The organism is uncultured Methanospirillum sp. (genome assembly GCF_963668415.2).
In the GTDB taxonomy this organism is placed as follows: domain Archaea; phylum Halobacteriota; class Methanomicrobia; order Methanomicrobiales; family Methanospirillaceae; genus Methanospirillum.
This window is the reverse complement of the sequence record NZ_CAXXDL010000001.1, coordinates 964922-983200: the sequence shown is the minus strand read 5'-3', so window position 1 is coordinate 983200 and position 18279 is coordinate 964922. Positions and strand designations below refer to the sequence as shown.

The 18279-nt window shown below is 48.3% G+C and carries 16 protein-coding genes and 1 pseudogene; 6 read left to right on the top strand and 11 right to left on the bottom strand.

Annotated elements, in window-relative coordinates; all coding sequences use genetic code 11:
• Positions 1-186 precede the first annotated feature (186 nt).
• The 4 genes from ACHZA2_RS04530 to ACHZA2_RS04515 are packed head-to-tail and all read right to left on the bottom strand — an operon-like array spanning position 187 to position 3495.
• A complete protein-coding gene (locus ACHZA2_RS04530) occupies positions 187-576 on the bottom strand; it encodes a Zn-ribbon domain-containing OB-fold protein (RefSeq protein ID WP_319539906.1) in 390 nt (129 codons plus the stop codon).
• Positions 577-578: 2 nt separating this feature from the next.
• Positions 579-1742 carry a thiolase domain-containing protein gene (locus tag ACHZA2_RS04525; RefSeq protein ID WP_319578701.1) on the bottom strand — a complete coding sequence of 388 codons (1164 nt, stop codon included), beginning with the start codon at positions 1740-1742 and terminating at the stop codon, positions 579-581.
• Entirely contained in the window at positions 1739-2791 is a 1053-nt protein-coding gene (locus ACHZA2_RS04520; RefSeq protein WP_319578700.1) for a hydroxymethylglutaryl-CoA synthase, read from the bottom strand. Before ACHZA2_RS04520 ends, ACHZA2_RS04525 begins: the two co-directional genes overlap by 4 nt.
• Positions 2785-3495 carry a helix-turn-helix domain-containing protein gene (locus ACHZA2_RS04515; protein ID WP_319539909.1) on the bottom strand — a complete coding sequence of 237 codons (711 nt, stop codon included), beginning with the start codon at positions 3493-3495 and terminating at the stop codon, positions 2785-2787. The genes ACHZA2_RS04520 and ACHZA2_RS04515 overlap by 7 nt, the downstream gene beginning before the upstream one ends.
• Positions 3496-3730: 235 nt before the next feature.
• Between ACHZA2_RS04515 and ACHZA2_RS04510 the strand changes: the two genes are divergently transcribed.
• Positions 3731-4207: an Hsp20/alpha crystallin family protein gene (locus ACHZA2_RS04510; protein WP_319539910.1), complete on the top strand. Its 477-nt coding sequence runs from the start codon at positions 3731-3733 to the stop codon at positions 4205-4207.
• A gap of 11 nt (positions 4208-4218) precedes the next feature.
• On the opposite strand, the gene budA is transcribed toward ACHZA2_RS04510, so the two are convergent.
• Positions 4219-5007 (bottom strand): acetolactate decarboxylase, encoded by a 789-nt coding sequence (gene budA, locus ACHZA2_RS04505; protein ID WP_319578699.1) that lies wholly within the window; start codon positions 5005-5007, stop codon positions 4219-4221.
• Positions 5008-5075: 68 nt separating this feature from the next.
• Here budA and ACHZA2_RS04500 point away from each other — a divergent pair, with 68 nt between their 5' ends.
• From ACHZA2_RS04500 to ribB, 4 genes are all read left to right on the top strand, one after another.
• Positions 5076-7628, top strand: a complete 2553-nt coding sequence (locus tag ACHZA2_RS04500) for a DUF3536 domain-containing protein (protein WP_319578698.1) — start codon at positions 5076-5078, stop codon at positions 7626-7628.
• Positions 7629-7687: 59 nt separating this feature from the next.
• A complete protein-coding gene (gene malQ / locus ACHZA2_RS04495; protein WP_319578697.1) occupies positions 7688-9184 on the top strand; it encodes a 4-alpha-glucanotransferase in 1497 nt (498 codons plus the stop codon).
• Between the two features lie 115 nt (positions 9185-9299).
• A complete protein-coding gene (locus ACHZA2_RS04490; RefSeq protein ID WP_319578696.1) occupies positions 9300-9965 on the top strand; it encodes a DUF120 domain-containing protein in 666 nt (221 codons plus the stop codon).
• Positions 9962-10633, top strand: a complete 672-nt coding sequence (gene ribB, locus ACHZA2_RS04485) for a 3,4-dihydroxy-2-butanone-4-phosphate synthase (RefSeq protein WP_319578695.1) — start codon at positions 9962-9964, stop codon at positions 10631-10633. The genes ACHZA2_RS04490 and ribB overlap by 4 nt, the downstream gene beginning before the upstream one ends.
• 137 nt (positions 10634-10770) lie before the next feature.
• Here ribB and ACHZA2_RS04480 read toward each other — a convergent pair whose 3' ends face one another.
• Together ACHZA2_RS04480 and ACHZA2_RS04475 are read right to left on the bottom strand one after the other, a co-directional pair.
• Positions 10771-12363 (bottom strand): IS1634 family transposase, encoded by a 1593-nt coding sequence (locus ACHZA2_RS04480; RefSeq protein WP_319580941.1) that lies wholly within the window; start codon positions 12361-12363, stop codon positions 10771-10773.
• A 443-nt stretch (positions 12364-12806) separates the two neighbouring features.
• The gene (locus tag ACHZA2_RS04475; protein WP_319578694.1) at positions 12807-13544 is read right to left on the bottom strand and encodes a hypothetical protein; all 738 of its coding nucleotides are present in this window, start codon (positions 13542-13544) and stop codon (positions 12807-12809) included.
• Positions 13545-13747: 203 nt separating this feature from the next.
• On the opposite strand from ACHZA2_RS04475, the gene ACHZA2_RS04470 reads away from it, so the two are divergent.
• Entirely contained in the window at positions 13748-14161 is a 414-nt protein-coding gene (locus ACHZA2_RS04470; protein ID WP_319578693.1) for a 3,4-dihydroxy-2-butanone-4-phosphate synthase, read from the top strand.
• 35 nt (positions 14162-14196) lie between these two features.
• Here the strand turns inward: ACHZA2_RS04470 and ACHZA2_RS04465 are convergent, their stop codons facing one another.
• The 4 genes and pseudogenes from ACHZA2_RS04465 to ACHZA2_RS04450 form a co-directional block, all read right to left on the bottom strand.
• Complete coding sequence (locus ACHZA2_RS04465) at positions 14197-14649, bottom strand: restriction endonuclease (protein ID WP_319578692.1); 453 nt, start codon at positions 14647-14649, stop codon at positions 14197-14199.
• A 252-nt stretch (positions 14650-14901) separates the two neighbouring features.
• Positions 14902-14952: pseudogene (locus ACHZA2_RS04460) on the bottom strand (hypothetical protein); the annotation flags it as partial.
• Between the two features lie 284 nt (positions 14953-15236).
• A complete protein-coding gene (locus ACHZA2_RS04455; RefSeq protein WP_319578691.1) occupies positions 15237-15830 on the bottom strand; it encodes a nucleic acid-binding protein in 594 nt (197 codons plus the stop codon).
• Positions 15823-18228 carry a hypothetical protein gene (locus tag ACHZA2_RS04450; protein ID WP_319578690.1) on the bottom strand — a complete coding sequence of 802 codons (2406 nt, stop codon included), beginning with the start codon at positions 18226-18228 and terminating at the stop codon, positions 15823-15825. Before ACHZA2_RS04450 ends, ACHZA2_RS04455 begins: the two co-directional genes overlap by 8 nt.
• Positions 18229-18279: the final 51 nt, after the last annotated feature.

Here is an 18279-nt window from a genome sequence, read left to right as displayed (position 1 = left end):
TCTGTTTTCGTACACAGATTCTGCTGATGAAGTCCCTCTCCTGCCATCCTTTGAGGGGTGGCGGTGTGATGAATAGTAGTAGTACCGCCATATGTATATAATTAACGATGATCGGTTCGACAGTTCACGTAATTATGCGGAACCGGTCTGTTGAAAAAGAAGCTGATAAAAAAAGGCCTGAAAGATTCAGGCCGGTACAAACTTTGTACCGTAAAATATTGCGCCGCTTGATCCCTCTTCAGCGAGTTTACGGAAGACCGGCCTGACCCGCATTCCGATATGGATCTTATCAATCTCACAGATCACATGGGAGGTCAGCTTGGTCCCCTCATCAAGCTCGATGATGGCGAGGGCATAGGGTGTCAGGAATTTGAACTGATCCCCGGCGCTCCTGATGATGGAGTAGGTGATCACTGTTCCGGTTCCCTTGAACTTGTGATCTACGATCTTTCCTTCACGACGGCAGTCAGGACAGAATGGTCGTGGCGGGTAGAAGTATCTGCCACAGGTTTCGCAGTGTGTACCGATCAGATTGTATCTGTTCTGCTGCTTTCTCCAGAAACGTGCAACACTCATGCTTAAGCCCTCCCGAAGATATGACAGACCACAGTTGCCCCTGTTCCTCCCACGTTCTGGGTCATACCAATGTCTGCATCAAGTTGTCGTTTTCCGGCATCGCCACGAAGCTGCTTTACAACCTCGTAAACCTGTTTGACTCCGGTTGCTCCGACCGGGTGACCACATGCTTTCAGTCCACCGCTCGGGTTGACTGGAAGTTTTCCTCCAAGGGCCGTGTATCCCTCTTCGGTCAGTTTTCCTGCCTCTCCCTTCTTGCAGAATCCGAGATCCTCAATGGCACAGATCTCTGCAATGGTGAAACAGTCATGCACCTCAACAAATCCGATATCCTTACGCTCGACCTTTGCCATCTGGAACGCCCTGTTTCCTGCGGCAACTGTTGCATCAAGAGTGCAGATGTCCTTTCGGTCATGAAGTGCGATGGAACTTGATGCCTGGCCACAGCCAAGAACCTTGATCGGAGTATCCGTGAACTCACGTGCCCGCTCAAGCGGGGCAAGAATGACTGCAGAGGCCCCGTCTGTTACCGGTGAACAGTCAAAGAGTCTGAGCGGATCTGCAACCAGGGTTGATTTCATTACTGTTTCAAGAGTAATTGGCTTCTGGAATTGTGCGTTAGGGTTCAATGCACCGTTCTCATGGTTCTTCACCGCGACCTGGGCAAGTTGCTCGCGGGTAAGGCCGTACCGGTGCATGTACTGGGTTGCGATCATAGCGTAGAGACCGGGGAATGTAATTCCTGCAATCCCTTCCCACTCCCTGTCTGCAGCAGCAGCAAGCACATCGGTAGTGACACTGGTATCAACATCGGTCATCTTCTCGACTCCGGCTGCAACGACGATGTCTGACATTCCTGACGCAACTGCGGTGTATGCCTGTCTGAATGCAAGTCCACCTGATGCACAGGCTGCCTCAACACGCGTTGCCGGAATGTTATCAGTTGCAAGACCTGCATAATCTGCGATAAGGGCTCCGACATGCTCCTGCTCGACAAATCTGCCTGCACTCATGTTGCCGACAAAGATCTCGTCGATGTGTTCACCTGAAAGATTTGCATCCTCCAGTGCCAGGGCACCAGCCTCAACAAAGAGATTTCTGAAAGAACTCTCCCACTTCTCACCGAACTTTGTGCAACCGACTCCGATAACTGCGACTTCTCTCATTCCATCATCACCACTTTGCCTTTGTGTTTGGCATATACTGCATAGTCAACGATCTTCTTGTCAGCCAGGAGGGCTGCCACTGACGGAGCTGCCTCACGGTGGAAGAGATCAGAGGTGATCACATCGGTCACGGTCATGTCAAAAGAATCGCTTCCAGACCCGGATCCGTAACTGGTCAAAAAGATCCGATCTCCTGGTTTTGCAACATCGAGGACTGCAGAGAGTCCGACCATAGATGCTCCTGAATACGTATTTCCAAGGTAAGTGACTGCAAGTCCCGGTTTGATCTGGTCCATTGAGAACCCGAGCATGCCTGCTGCCTGAACCGGGAATTTTCCGTTCGGCTGGTGGAACACAGCGAAGTCATAATCAGACGGCTTGGTTCCCATCTTTTCGAGCATCATCTTCGATGCACCGATCACGTGCTTGAAGTATGCAGGCTCACCGGTAAACCTTCCACCATGCCGTGGGTATGGTTTGTTCTCCCGTCTCCAGAAGTCTGGTGTATCTGTGGAGAATGAACAGGTGTGATTGATCTCGGCAATCGGATCATCGTTACCGATAACAAATGCGGCTCCTCCGGCTGCTGCCGTGTATTCAAGTGCATCGCCGGGCTCTCCCTGAGCGATATCTGCACCAACGGCAACAGAAAGTTTTACCATACCTGATTTGACAAGACCCATCGAGGTCTGAATCGCTGCAGTTCCTGCTTTGCATGCAAATTCGTAATCTGCTGCAGTCATCACAGGTGTTGCCCCAATAGCTTCTCCGACTGTTACTGCAGTAGGTTTGACCGCGTACGGGTGTGACTCGGATCCGACATATACTGCTTCGATATCAACCGGGTTGATCTCACGCCGTGCCATTGCTGCACGGGTTGCCTCGACTGAGATGGTGATGGTGTCTTCGTCCATGTCAGGAAGACTCTTCTCAAACACTCCGAGACCCTTTGAGATCTCGGCACCATTCGCACCCCATACCCGTGCGATCTCTTCTACCTTGATACGGTAGCGTGGAATGTACGCCCCGTATGAGATTATTCCTACCATTTTTCGTCCCTCAGACTCTCCACGATCTCTTCAATATCCTTCTCGGTACACATCAGGGTGATGTGATCCTTCTCTGCCATCTTTGGCACGATCGGATGAACATCCCCTGCTGAAATGCCGTGGAGTACTACGCACCGGGGTTTGAAGGGGGTAACCCGGATCGCCACCATTGGTGACTTTCCATTGGAAACTCCGGTGAAAATGAGCGCCCGTTCGGTGCTCCACCCGTATATCCGGTTGAACTCGTTCGATGAGAGGTTCATAATCGCCTTGATACTGTCGATGATCGTATACCCGTAGATCGTCAGATCTACCGGCCCTGTGAGGAGTTCTCCCCCAATTACCCTGCAGAATGTCTCCAGTGTGATTGGGTTTGAATAATCATGGAGATCATAGATGACCCCTTCCCCCATCTCCGCAAAGAGCAGCGAGGCAAATTTTTGTATATATCTGCCTCCCCTTCCTTCATCAATGGCGAGAATACTATCTACAATCCGTCCGATAATCGCAGTACCAGGACTCTTCCTCCTCCCGCTTTCATAGTCACTGATGACTGAAGGCGAGACGCCGAGAAACTCGGACAGGTGTCCCTGAGAGATGTCAAAACTCATTCGCCATTTCTTCAGGGTCTTCCCCGGAGAATCAGAGAGGGTTATCTCCCCCGCCATCTTCTCTGCAAGCCGATGGCGCAGTCCCGGTTCCATGCCTGTACAGTGAGGGAGGGGGAAGTTAAATAATTAACGAAATACAGTTCGACAAAGATCGAATTATGGTATTTTAGGTTTCTGGTTATTGCCCCGCATGATATCCGGATTGACGTATTCTGAAGTGTCCGGTTTCTGATACAATTGTGTCTGAAAGGTGCCTGGCAAAATTTTATGTTCTCATATTACGTAGGGGAAGCGTACCCGTCTTCGTGACGTACCGGAGGTACACCAAATGGCAATCATCAAACGTGAACGTGACCCCTTTGATGCATTCAGAACAGAGATGGACTCTCTCTTCGCTGACATGGAAAGTCGTTTTCACAACCTGCTTCCATCTTTTCCATCTTACAGTCAGAGGAGCCGTGACCTGCCTGCACTGGCTGCAGGAGGTTTCTCAGTGGATATCAGGGACGAAGGTGAAGAGGTGGTGGCCCGGGCAGATATACCGGGATGCCAGAAAGACATGGTGAAGATCAGGCTCCTGAGACCGAATCTCCTTCAGATCACATGCGAACGGAAAGAAGAGAAGGAGGAAGAGGAGAAGAACTACTTCATCAGGGAGCGGTTCTACGGGTCAGTGAGCAGGAGTGTTCCCCTCCCTGCAGAAGTAACCGAAGAAAATGCCAAGGCAACCTTCGATAACGGGGTGCTCGAAGTACATTTCAAAAAATCACCCCGGGAAATTTCAGGAGATATTCCCATCTCCTGATCTTTACTTATTTACTGTTCTTCAGTTTCTGTTTTGAATGAATGTACCGGATCCACCAGGGCAGTTCCGTTCTCTATGGTGAAACCGAGGATATGTCCACCAGATGCCCGATCTTCAGAAATATAGTGCAGATGGTATCCTGCGTAGTTCACGCCCTGCATCCACGCCGGGAACCAGAATCCTGATATTGTGCCGGTTGTATTGGTGAGATTAAAGACGCTCTGGTTTGCGATAACTGACGACAGGGGAGGATATGGTTTCTGCTGCACCGGAACACTTCTGACCGTCATCTCCGGGAAAAATCCGTCTATCCTGATCGCGTATATGCTGTCCTGGGATGGGAATGACTGCATCAACTCATCCTCAAGTTCGGTAAGATTTTCTGGATTGGAAAATTCATGGCTCATTTCAGGATTGAATTTGACTGTGTTCATGAATGTAACTCCTGTATCCCCCGGTGGTGTGTGCACAACCCCGTCTGAAGTCACCTGGTATATTGTACCGTTGAGCTGGATCAACTCTCCATCCATATTTTCAAATCCGCCCACTCCCAGATCGCCCTTTTTATTCATCTCATCCACGGTGGTTATGCGATCATAACTGCCTGCTTCAAGAACAGAAAAAACTCCTGCCTGTGAGGTGAGATCATCATCAGTCTTCCCGGCTGCCATACCTGGCACGATGGTAATACCTATCAGTAGTATCAGAACAAAGCATTGAAACAGTGTAGGGATCAGTCTCATGGCATCATATCTCTCTTCAGAAACTGATGAAACCTCCTTTTTCTCTGTTCCATCCAAAATTTTATCTGGATTAGTTCTCGTATGGATATCAGTGATCCCCAAGGTTGATCTGCACCAGCAGCAAAATGAGAGGGCCAGTCCTAGCCCTGGAGGCGATTCATATTAACCGGCATATCTGTATTCACGGACACTTTTACCAGCCCCCCCGGGAAAACCCATGGCTTGAAGAGATCGAAAATGAGGGTTCTGCATCTCCGTATCATGACTGGAATGAACTGATCACTGCAGAATGTTATGTTCCCAATGCTTCATCCCGAATCCTAGGGTCAGGGAGAAATATTCTGGATATCGTCAACAATTACGCCAGCATCAGTTTTAATTTCGGTCCAACCCTCCTCTCATGGATAGAAGACCACAATCCCGGACTCTACGCTCAAATAATCGAAGCAGATCGCGAGAGTCAGAAACGGTTTTCAGGACACGGCTGTGCGATTGCCCAGGTCTACAATCATATTATTATGCCTCTGGCTTCACGACGGGACAAAGAGACCGAGATCATCTGGGGCATACGTGACTTCGCCTTACGGTTTAGCCGGATGCCGGAAGGAATGTGGCTTGCTGAAACCGCTGTTGATATCGAAACCCTTGAAATACTGGCAGAACAGGGCATCCTCTTTACGATCCTCTCTCCGTATCAGGCACGCCGGATAAGAAAAATTGCCGGAGGGTCATGGGAGACTACGAACCAGGAGAGACTTGATATTGGCAGACCCTATCTCTGCAGACTCCCATCAGGAAGATCGATAGCCCTGTTCTTTTATGATCATGCCATAGCCAGCGAGATCGCGTTCGGCTCCCTGCTCAGCAACGGAGAGCAGTTTGCAGACCGGATGATCTCAACCTTCAGAGGGATTGACTCCCCACGGTTGCTCAGTATTGCCACCGACGGTGAGACCTACGGGCATCATCACCGGTTCGCTGATATGGCCCTTGCATATGCTCTCCATCTCATAGACAAACAAAAACTGGCCAGAATTACCATCTTCGGGGAGTACCTAGCAACCCACCCTCCTGAAAACGAGGTTGAGATCTACGAGAACTCCTCATGGAGTTGTAATCATGGTGTCGGACGGTGGCAGAGCGATTGTGGATGCCGGACTTATCATGCCTGCCTGATCTCTGATCCGGGTGAGTGTGTCTCACTTACAAACACCACTCCTCCATATAATCCCAGGCTGTGGAATCAGAAGTGGCGTGGCCCACTCAGGGAAGCAATGGACCAGTTGAATGCCTCTCTCACCGCGTTGTACGAGAAAGAAGCAGGTCTTCAGTTTTCAGATCCCCGGGCTGCACGCAACGAGTACATTGACCTGATCCTTGACAGGTCTGATGAACGTCTCGACTGGTTCATCACCAGGCATATGATTCGGGGATTCTCTTCTGATCAGGTGGCGAGAGCACTGAAACTTCTTGAAGTTCAGCACAATGCCCTGCTCATGTACACCAGTTGCGGGTGGTTTTTTGATGAACTTTCCGGGATTGAGACAGTTCAGGTGATGATGTACGCCTGTAGGGCTATGCAACTGGCACAAGAGCTCACCGGCGTCGATTATGAACCTGCCTTCACCAGGTTACTCAGCCGGGCGGTCAGCAACATTCCGTCATCAGGCCGTGGTGCGGATATTTTTGAGAGATATGTGAAGACAGCCATGGTTGCGAGGGATCAGATCGCCTGTTTCTATGCCATCACTGCCCTTATGGGCGATCATCAGGATGCAACCTCCCTCTATACATACAAGATCAGATGTGACCATTGCAGGCAGGAAAAAACCGGAAATCTGGGACTCATGACCGGATCTGCAACCTTGACATCTGAACTGACTCGTGAAGAGTCCCATCACATCATCGTCTCTGTCTGGCTCGGAGATCTTGTGTATATCGGTGGCACAGGGACCTTTGTCTCTGAAGATGCTTTTGCACAGATGGAGCAGGATCTCTGGAATGCGTATAGCTGGCAGGATATTCCTGGATTGATATGTTGTATGAGGAAGACCTGCAAAACCACAATTCCACTCAAAAAGATCTTCCCTGATGGGAGGAGGAAGATTCAGACATCAGTTCTTGCAACCACTCTTGCTGATCTGGAGTCTCATCTCTGTCAGATCTCCACGAGGAATGCGGCTCTCATGCAGGCTATGAAAAAGGAGGGGACTACCCCTCCTGCGGTCCTTGACTCTCTAAACCAGTATATTCTCAATGCTGAAGTCAGAATCTGTCTTGAGACCGGTAATGGTGGTATCCGATCACTTCGAAAAGCAGTCACCCGGCTTATTCAGAGCAGGGTACCCCCTGATACCCTGAACCTGAGCATTGTTGCAGCAGATCGGATCTATAGGGAAATCTGTGCCATCACCCGTGAACCTCAAACCCTGCAGAAGATCCGGGATGTAAACTCACTATTTGTTGCACTAAAACCTCTCTCTCTCCAGATGGATCTCCGCAGTAGTCAGAACCAGTACTATGCCTTCCACTCCCGTTACATGGTTCCGGCAGAAAAAAGAGCACAGGATGGTGATGAACACTCACAGGAGTGGGTAGAGGCTGTGCAGGAACTTGGGAGACATCTTGATGTCATCTATGGTGGCACATCCTCATCCGGTGAAGATCATCTAAACTGATCCTTGCTGATTATCGGGAATATTTTTCTCTGGGTCCTTCATATTACTCAGATCGATTCATGAGAACGAGGGGAAGCGGAGTACTTCTGCATATTACATCGCTGCCGTCCAGGTTTGGAATCGGTGATCTCGGGCCGGGGGCGTATAACTTTATCCGGTTTCTCAAAGACTCCGGGCAGCGGTACTGGCAGATTCTTCCGATCCATCCGACTGAATATGAGTATGATAACTCCCCGTATCATGCATTATCCGCATTTGCCGGAAATCCCCTTCTGATAAGCCCGGAAGTCATGGTCTCTGACGGGTTTATTGATCCAAAAGATCTTGAACCGGTACCGGTTTTCACCACCGGAAGTGTTGATTTTTCACGGGTTATCGCATACAAGGAGGAGGTATTCGCCAGGGCCTTTGAACGGTTCAAGGGTAGTGAAAACCGGTCAGAATTTGAAAAATTCTGTAACAAAAACGCGAAATGGCTGGATGATTATACTCTCTTTCAGGCCTTGCGAAAGAAATTTTCTCCTCTCCGGTGGGGTGACTGGCCTTCTGATCTGAAACTCCGCAGTCCCGAAGCCCTTGACAGGATACGTGCTGAAGAAGCAGATTCCGTACTCAGGGAAAAATTTCTCCAGTACCTTTTTTCCCTTCAGTGGAGTGCCTTCAGAACAAAATGCAGGGAAGCCGGAATTCTTCTGATTGGTGATATCCCCATCTATGTCGACTACGACAGTGCTGACGTCTGGGTGTACCCGCGATTCTTTAAACTTGATGAGAGTCTGAAACCAGAGGTGATAGCCGGGGTCCCTCCTGACTACTTCAGTGAAACCGGGCAGATCTGGGACAGCCCGGTCTATGAATGGGATGAGATCCAGAGTACCGGGTTCTCCTGGTGGATTCAGCGGATCGAACATCTTGCATCCCTGGTCGATTATATCAGGATTGATCACTTTCGCGGCCTGATAGGTTTCTGGGAAATTCCTGCCGGTTCAGAGACCGCAGTGACGGGCAGATGGGTTCCTGCTCCCGGTTATGATCTTCTGAATACTCTTGCAAAACGCTCCGCATATTTACCTATCATTGCTGAGGATCTTGGCATCATCACACCTGATGTGAGAGAGGTAATGCGTGAGTTCTCCCTTCCCGGAATGAAGGTGCTGATCTTTGCATTTGGGGCAGGGATAGCGGGAAGCCCGTATATTCCCCATAACATCCCGCGTGACTGTGTGGTCTATACCGGTACTCATGATAATGCCCCGATCTCCGGGTGGTTCAGGGCAGAAGCCTCTGAAGAAGAGAGGAGAAACCTGTCCGCATATCTCGGTCATGAACTCCGGGCTGAAGAGGTCACCTGGATGCTCATCAGGCTTGCGATGATGAGTGTTGGAAACACGGTGATCATCCCTATGCAGGATCTTCTGAATCTGGGCAACGAATCGCGGATGAATACTCCGGGGAGTAAAACCGGCAACTGGTTGTGGCGGGTGAAAGAAGAACAGATACCTGACACTCTCTCTGGATACCTTCACGACATGACTGCACTATATTCCAGGCTGTAAGTCGATCCAGAAATCTGATTCATATCGATCCGTGAGGTACTGGATCAAAACACAATTTTGAGATCGATCTCACCAATGATAACGCATTAATAATATCCTCCTCATATATGGTATCATGACAGGGCCTGAGGATCTTGAGTGCCTGAAGCACATCGCTCTCCTGGGCGGACTTCATGATCCGGTCTTTCTTAACTCGCAGGGTCTTGGTGGGGAGCTTGGGATGAGTCCGCAGACCGCTTCACGGCGGCTCAAGTCACTGGAGCAGCAAGACCTGATCAGACGGACCATCATCGCAGACGGCCAGCACGTGACCATCAGCGAAGAGGGTGAGTCTGTACTTCGAAAAGAGTACTGTGACTACTACCGACTCTTTGGAAGAAAAGAGAAGCAGTATCAGTTCCCGGGAACAGTTGAGTCTGGCCTTGGAGAAGGCGCCTACTACATGAGTATCAGCCAGTATGTGCACCAGTTTGAGAAGATCCTCGGGTTTGCACCCTATCCGGGTACATTGAATCTCCGCCTCTCACCTGTGGCAATCCAGCGGAGAAAAAAACTGACGCTTGCAGACTGGTTTGTAGTAGAAGGGTTCGAGTCCGAAGGCCGGACATTCGGCAAGGTTCGATGTCTACCCTGTATGATTGGAAATATCCCCTGTGGGATCGTTGTTCCCGGGAGATCCCATTATCCTGATGCCCTTGTTGAAGTGATAGCACCGGTTGGGCTGCGTCGTGAACTGAATCTGAAGGATGGAGATGAGGTAATGATTGAGGTTTCATTATGATTCAAGAGGCCCTTGATGCACTCAGAAAGGGTGAGATGGTACTGCTCTATGATTTTGACAACAGAGAACGTGAGACCGATCTCACAATGCGATCTGATCGGATCACCCACCGGGATATCTGCCGGATGCGTCATGATGCCGGTGGTCTGATCTGTACCGCAATTCCCTATGCATCAGCAAAGAAACTGGGGCTTCCGTTTGCCAGGGATGTCCTCAAGAACTGTGCCATGGTCGAGCAGCTCGGAGATATTCCGTATGATCCCTCGAACAACTCTTCATTCTCACTCTGGGTTAATCACCGGAACACCTTCACCGGGATCACAGACAAGGATCGATCCCTCACGGTGAACGCCCTCTCGCAGGTTGTCCAGAATACTCTCGATGGGGAGCCTGTTGTGTTCAAGGAGCAGTTCAGAACCCCCGGTCATATGCCTGTGCTCATCGCCGCAGAAAAACTATTGGATCAACGGCATGGCCAGACCGAACTTTCGGTTGCCATGGCAGAGATGGCAGGTATAAACCCGACGATCAGTATCTGTGAGATGCTTGATGATGAGAGCGGGCTTGCCTTGTCAAAGGAAGAGGCGATCAGGTATGCAAAGAAATACGGGCTGGTCTTTGTCGAGGGTTCAGAGGTTCTTGAAGAGTGGGATAACCGTCAGACATAAGGGGGAAAAATCCTCCTGATTGTCTGCATATTTTTTGAGATTTTTTGAGATTTTTAGTTCAGGTTGATGAATAAGTCTTACCCTGATCGTCTGTTCTTGTATCAATAGGTTCGGTAATAACCTCACCTCCCGGATCCTTAAGCACATAAATTAAGTGCCTCTAAAATCTCCCTGTTTTTCTTACTGACTTCAGATTTCATGATTTCCCCCTGAGATAGTTCGAATAATTTGATCTTTTCGAGTTCTAATAGTAGTTTTTCGACCGAATATTGTTTCGCAAGCCCGGTCACTTTCAAGATCATTTGAAGCCTCATTCGAATAATTAGGGCTATGAACACCATGAACAAATATCCTTTCACTGAATCCTCTCTCCGTGCATTGAGTGGCAGTGTTTCCAAATCATTTTTCATCCGCAGGAAGCATTTTTCGACTGCATCTCGCTGACGATACATGGTGAGGCAGGAAAGCCAATCCATCTCCCCGCTGTAAAAAAGTATGAATCGTCCCATTCGGTTAAGACGTTGTGTCACCGCTTTTTGTTTTATTGAGACCTCAAACTGACCATCAACAAACTTCCAATTCAGATATCTGACGTATTTTTTTGCCACTCCCTGAACAACCGTTTCCGGTTTTCTCCAGTTCTGTGGCCGACACCCTTTGAGTTTTTCAAGTGCGTCAAATAACTGTTGGTAAAATGAATCCCGTTCATCCTGTTCTCTTTTAGGGTCATAAAAACAATATCCATTGACTTTAAGGATTCTGGGTCTATCATCTAGATCAAATTGATGCTCAAGAGTTACAGGCATTGCAAATATTGGTCCTTTCTCGTGTTTCTGAAGATATTCAGCCTGTTTAACTCGCGTTTGAGCTTTACTCATCAACTCCTTAACGGAAGTGAGTTGGATCGTAGCTGGGATGATAAATGGAATTTTTTCGTCAATCAGTTCTGCAAGGGTGGTTTGCGAAAAAAATCCCCTATCCATAACCAAGCGAAATTGCTGCGAACCGGCATCTTTTAGCCGAATGATAGTATTTTTTAGTGTTGAAATATCTGCAATGCTTCCAGGATATACATCATAACGAACAGGTATTCCCTTGTCCTTGTCTACAACGAGGGAGAGATTTATCTGGGGAAGACCGTCATTATCCCGATTATATCCATATTCGAGGCACTCTAATAGTTTTGAAGAACTCGACAGACTGGTGATGTCGTAGAGAAGAGTTGCGTTTGGTTCGATTTGAGCGGCAAACCGTTCCATAAACTCTTCAGGAATGTTACTTTGACCAATATTTGATAGGAGCTCGCTGATTCGCTGTCCACTCAGCGGTAACTTATTGTTATTGATCCAGAGAGAGGACCCTTCGTACCAAGACTGAATATTAGACATTGCAGTAGGGCGTAGGATACGGTTGTACACAAGAGATAAGAGCGTATCTGTCTCAATTTCAGTCAGAAATTCTTCAAGAGTAGCCTGAATTGAGAGTTCCTGGGTGATGTTTTGAAGAGGGAGCAGATTCCCATGAAAATACGCAGCTTTTGGAGCAGAAGATACGGACAACCGAGCAGGAATCATTTCATCACTACGGACCTTCACTGGCTGCCCGTCGATATTTTTCCCCAGGTACTTTGACTTGTGGCGGATCTGTTTTTTCTCTTTGTCATAATACGGGGTGTCTTCGTACCAGTACTCCTTCCCATTAATCTTCTTGATACGTATGGTGGACTTCATTTCTGCCACTATGATATAAGCGCATAATAAATTTATATTTAATTGTTAAGGAAAAGTGAAAGAATCGCTTTATAGAGGAATATCTTGTATCAGGAATAGGAGGATAGAGTTTTTCACAACCTTATGCGCTTATGTGTCGGGAGGTGAGGTAATAAACAATCGAATATCAGTCACATGAAATTTCAGATTTTCTATGAATGAATCCTGAAAAATGGATTGATCTCTATGTGTTACGTTCCTCCTTAAACTTTCGATAATTTCTGGCAATTATGCAAAATTGAAGGTCAAAACCACTTAAGGGTTTAGAAACTGTGGGAAACCTGAATGGAAGGGCTAATACTGAGCCTGTTCTGAAAATAGGGGGATAACTCCGTATCCACCGCCGTGGCTATTGTGGACGGTGCAATTATCCCCTAGATCCTGGAAAAATAGGAGTGATTGGTTTACCATCCGTGACGAGGAGGTGCATCTGTAATAGGTTGAGCGACATTACTTCCATCACTCGAATCCCCGGAGTTTGCATAACAGTCTGGTCCTCCAGTACATGATGTTACTCCTGGCATTTCCGCCAATTCTACTTTTAATTGTGCTAATAATTGGTCCGATGGTGGTACGGTTATTGGTGATTGTTGTATTGTAGGGGGGGGTAGTTCTCCAGCACCTAAAATAATATTATCTGACCCTGATCCCTCTTCTGGTGATACCCCTCCACCCCAAAAACCACCTGTCCCTGATGGTAATTCTCTAACTTCATTTGATGCTAAAAGAGCGGCGACAAGAATGTCCGAATCACTTGTTTTGGTTGGAGTAGCCGCAATACTACTAGGGCGATCAGTACCTTTACCTGTATCTTTTATCAGGTTCAGGTTATTGTTAATCTGACCTTGAGAATATCTATTTTTAATGGAATTTCCAATTCCGTTTAACTTTGCTATTAGGGCTGCGGATTCATCCCTGGTCATGGTCAAATCCGGAGAAAATCCTGGATCATGGTTATCCTCGGTTACCTTATCTGAAGCCTGTTTATTTGGTGCATCATATGACCAATGTTTGGCCGGCACGTCCACAAATGGATTGGCTGCCGCTTGGGCAGTTGGAAAAAGGAAGACTACAAAAATTGCTAGAACAATTAGAATCCGCTTCTCTTTATAATTCAACATGATTGAAACTCTGTATTTCATTCATAAATAAATACCTGTAATGCCCCTAACTTTTAATTCGTAGGCAGAGTGCGAATATCCTGATTGTCTCTCTTCAAAAATATTACTTTTAATGGTTTTAGGACACTCCATGATTATGGGAGATCTGCCTGTACCGCAATTCCCTTTACATCGACAAAAAAAAGGGTCTTCCGTTTCTCAGGTTTTTCCTCAAGGCCTTTGCCATGGTCGAACATCTCAGAGACATTCCGTATGATCCTTCGAACAACTCTTCATTCTCACTCTGGGTTAATCACCGGAATACTTTCTCTGGGATTATTGACAAGGATCGATCCCTCACGGTGAACGCCCTCTCACAGGTTGTCCAGAATACTCTCGACGAGGGGCCTGTAGTGTTCAAGGAGCAGTTCAGAACCCCCGGTCACATGCCTGTGCTCATTGCCGCAGAAAAACTGCTGGATCAACGTCATGGCCAGAGTGAGTTCTCGATAGCCTTGGCAGAGATGGCAAGCATATATCCGCCGATCAGTATATGCGAGATGCTTGATGATGAGAGTGGACTTGCCTTGTTAAAAGAAGAGGCTCAGGTATGCAAAGAAACACGGACTGGTCTTTGTCGAGGGTTCAGAGGTTCTTGAAGAGTGGGATACAGTGCGATGACAAGAAGACAAAATCACTCTTCTTCAAAGTAATCCGTGTCCACTCTTTTGATGGTGTACGTGGCAATTGGTGAAACGCCGACATTATATTCGATCATCAGATTAGCCAATTGTTTCCCATCGATCAGAACAATCTTTTTCTCAATACCTTTTACATAATTCAAAGCATCTTGAGTAAATCCGGATGTTGTAATAAATATCCCCTTTTTTGCTCTGACCCCATCCAATGCTCCTGCGAATGACTGGATCTCAGGTCTTCCTACGGTATTTTTCCATCGCTTTGCCTGCAAATAGATGGCATCAAGACCAAGCTTGTCCTCTTTGATGATCCCGTCAATCCCTCCATCACCAGTTCGACCGACTGATTGAGCAGCGTCGTTGTGGGAACCCCCATATCCCATTGAAACCAGAACATCAAGTACGAGAGTTTCAAAAAAGTGGGGTGAACAGTTGAGTACCTGTTGCATCAGTTCAGAGACAAGTTCGGTTTGAATCTGCTGATATCCTTCAGTAAGGATCTCCTGAGGTGTTCTTGTATCTGGTAAGTCAGGAAGTGAGATTTCATCATGTTCCGATTTCGAAGGATGAAAACTTCTTTTAAATGCCCTGAAACCTTCAAATTGTTCTAAATATTCATCACTGAGATCTGTCAAATTTTGTTTCAGGGTTTTTCTTCCCTGAACCGTTATCTGGATAATTCCCCGCCCTGGGTTTGTTATGAGTCCTGCCTTTTTTAAATATGTCTTAGCCCAACCGACTCTGCATGAAATTACCTTTTGATTGCCTCTTGGCAGGACTCTGTTTCTTTCTTCCTCGTTCAGATTTTATATTGTTCAATGAGTTTGTCGACCAAATCACGGATTCCATGTTGTTCTCCATCACTCAAATACTGAAGGAGCGGATACATGAGCATATGATAAGTAGGTATTGGCATCAGTCCACCAGGAAACGTATGGTATGTTTGGATACAGCATCAGAAAAGATAAATGGATTGGTTTTTCTCAAGCCCTTTGAGGTTTTTAGTTATTATTTACGGTAAAAACGTAGTGAGAGGTTAGATCTCAATTGTTTTCAGGGCTTCGTGAACCATTCGTTTCCAGACATCTGATGTCTGTTTATAGATCTCTTTTGCCTTCACCGTATCAGGAGTCTCTTCGGTCTTCTCAAGCCGCTCAAGGGTCCGTGTGGCAGTATCAAGAATCCAGCAGTCATGTACCTCCTTGCTGACAGCAGCCACCGATTCGGCCCTGACTGATACCAGGGTCCGTCCGTCCGGTGCATTAAACACGTTCGGCTTTCCGATCACTGCAACGTAGGTAGGTTTTGCCTCGACGGTCGGTGTCTCGATGGATGCGATCTGGTGCATCGCTTCCGGCTGATAACTCCCTGCACTCACAAAGAAGAACCCACTCGGATCCTTCACCTTGATCTGGTAGAAGACCGCATCACCCTCTGACTTCTTCTTGTCAGCCAGGAGGCCTACGAGAAATACCCTGTTACACCGCTCACCGGTCGGGAGCAGCACGAAGGTCGGGCTTTTGTCCTCACTTCCCTCCTTGAAGTGGTATGATGTCTCCCTGAACTCTGCCGCGAAAACCCTCTTTGCCGGTTCGCGCTCATATCGTTGAAAGGCAGTCTGTTCACTCATGACTGGTCACCTCCGAACGGTTGAGCAGATCCGCATGACGTGCCGAATCAAAGGTGAGATACGAACATGATGATGAAAAGAGCCTGTTTTCGATGACTCTTCCCTGGCAGGAGATATATCTGCCAAGCAACTCTTCACAGAGGTGATAATACACAGTCTCAAGCCCGAGAGGATTGTTCTCTGCCATCTCCTTTGCACTATCCAGTGTGAGTCCGAGAAGTTTCTCCACACCTTCCCGTGAAATGATCGTGTCCCAGGTCTGCCGTCCGTTGTCAAGCCACCCTTTGATCCTGAGATCGTACTGAAAATCAGGCTGGATCTCATGGATCTGACAGTAGTTCTGTCTCGTAAGCACCCTTCCGCATCCTTCAACCGGGCAGCGCTTGATGAGACCTGAACCTGGCGATATATGAACAAGTGCACCGATGACCTCATCACCTGATGCTTTCACTTCGATGGCCCCGGCATCATCCGCGATGACGGCTGATCCGTTGAGGGTCAGGGACGGGCGTCCGTTATATTCGTCCGCTGCTGCATACTGAATGGTGTAGATCTTCCCAGGAATCAGCCTTTCAGTGGTATCATCTTTCCAGGTCACGAACCTGATGGTTCCGGTCTCATCACCGAGTATTCCTGACTGGAGGATTCGTTCGCTGGTACTCTCATACTCCTGAACCACTTTTACATGCAGAGAGACAATTCCTGGTTTTATCTCTGCAACCTGTGTGATCGCAGGTTGAAGAGTCTGGTCTCCCGGAAGTGGTGAGATTCGGGTCACTGCATTGAGCTGCAGGTTCATGGCTCCTCGATACAGATCAGCGATAGCGTAATCGAACCGGTACCATCCTCCTGCCTCGATGTCTGCCACCTGCTCCCCCTGCCTGATGGTGAACCTGATCCCGCCGGTATTGTCAGCGATCACTCCTGCTGCCCTGACTGGCCCTTCTGCATGAGGTGTGTAGGTAATTACCTTTCCTTCAAGACTAACGAGTCCCTGTTTCAGATCTGATATTGGTGAGACAGCGATCTGTGGAATAGTCTCACCTGAAAGTGGTGTTACAACCGTTCCTGATGTGACCTTGATATTTTTCTGTGAGTTGTATTCATCAAGGACTGCTGATTCCAGGCGGTACCATTCCCCCACCTGCAGAGTCGGTGCATGGGCGTTTGCCCATACAGTAAGCCGCATGACTCCGGAATCGTGCGCGAAGATCCCGGTCTGGGCTATAGAAGCAGTGCGGGGAGGGAAAAGAACCGTAACAACTCCTTCGAGAGTGGCAGTTTCAGGTGCTGATCGTTCCGGGATGGGAGTGACGTTGATCGCCGCTGCGTCATCAGGAAGACAGGTGGCCCCGTTCAGGGTTAGTGACAACCGGCCGTTGAACTCATCCGCAGATGCGTAATAGATTGTGTACGCCATCCCGGGTGCAAGCCGCTCTGCAGACTCATCCTTCCAGGTTACAAATCTGATAGTCCCGCTCTCATCTCCAAGGGTGCCTGACTGGAACATCCTCTCACTTGAGCTTGCGTACTCCTGGAGAACCTTTACCCGTATGCAGATAATCCCGGGTTTTATTCCTGCAATTGGTGATATGGCCGGGCGAAGGCTGCGATCATCTGATATCTGGGTTATTCTGGTACCTGCGTTGAATTGCAGGTTCATTGCTCCCCGGTAGAGATCAGCAACAGCGTACTCGATCTGGTACCACCCTCCCTCTTCTATTTCTGGTGCAGTGTCTCCTCTTCTGATCGTGAACCTGATCGCTCCGGTTCCGTCAGCGATGACCCCTGCTATGTGCACCGGCCCTTCAGATCGTTCTGTATATGATACCACTTTTCCTTCAAAGCTGACCACTCCCCGTTTTAGATCTGCAATCGGTGTTGTCTCAATATCTGGGAGTTGATCATGCTGAATTGGGAAGATTGCAGTTCCTGAGTGGACCTGAAACCCTGGCTGGCTGTTGAATTCATCAACCGCAGCGGACTCAAACCGGTACCATTCTCCCAGTTCGAGTGCCGGGGCCTGTGCCTTTGCCCAGACCGTGAACCGGATGCATCCCGACTGATCTGCGAGTATGCCACTCTGTGCGACTGAAGGAGAGCGTGACTCAAAGAGAACTGTCACCACCCCCTCGATGGTTGCCCAGTCTCCTATCTTGACCTCTGCAATAGGGGTTGCATCAGGTGCATCAGATGCAATAGCCGCAGGATGGATCTGTTCGTCAAGGCCAAACTCGCGTGAGTAATCACTCACAATTGAGCGTTCAGCTTCTTCTTCAGGAACCCCGAACTCGTTGATCATCCGGGCGAGTTTCTCCTCTACCTTTGCCGGTTCGATCTGATGACCCAGCGCAGCAAACTTTTCGGAGATCCTTTGTGTGATTGGTGTCAGGTCCATATGTCATCTCCAATCAGCTCTTCAGATCAGGATGTATATAAATCCTGTAGG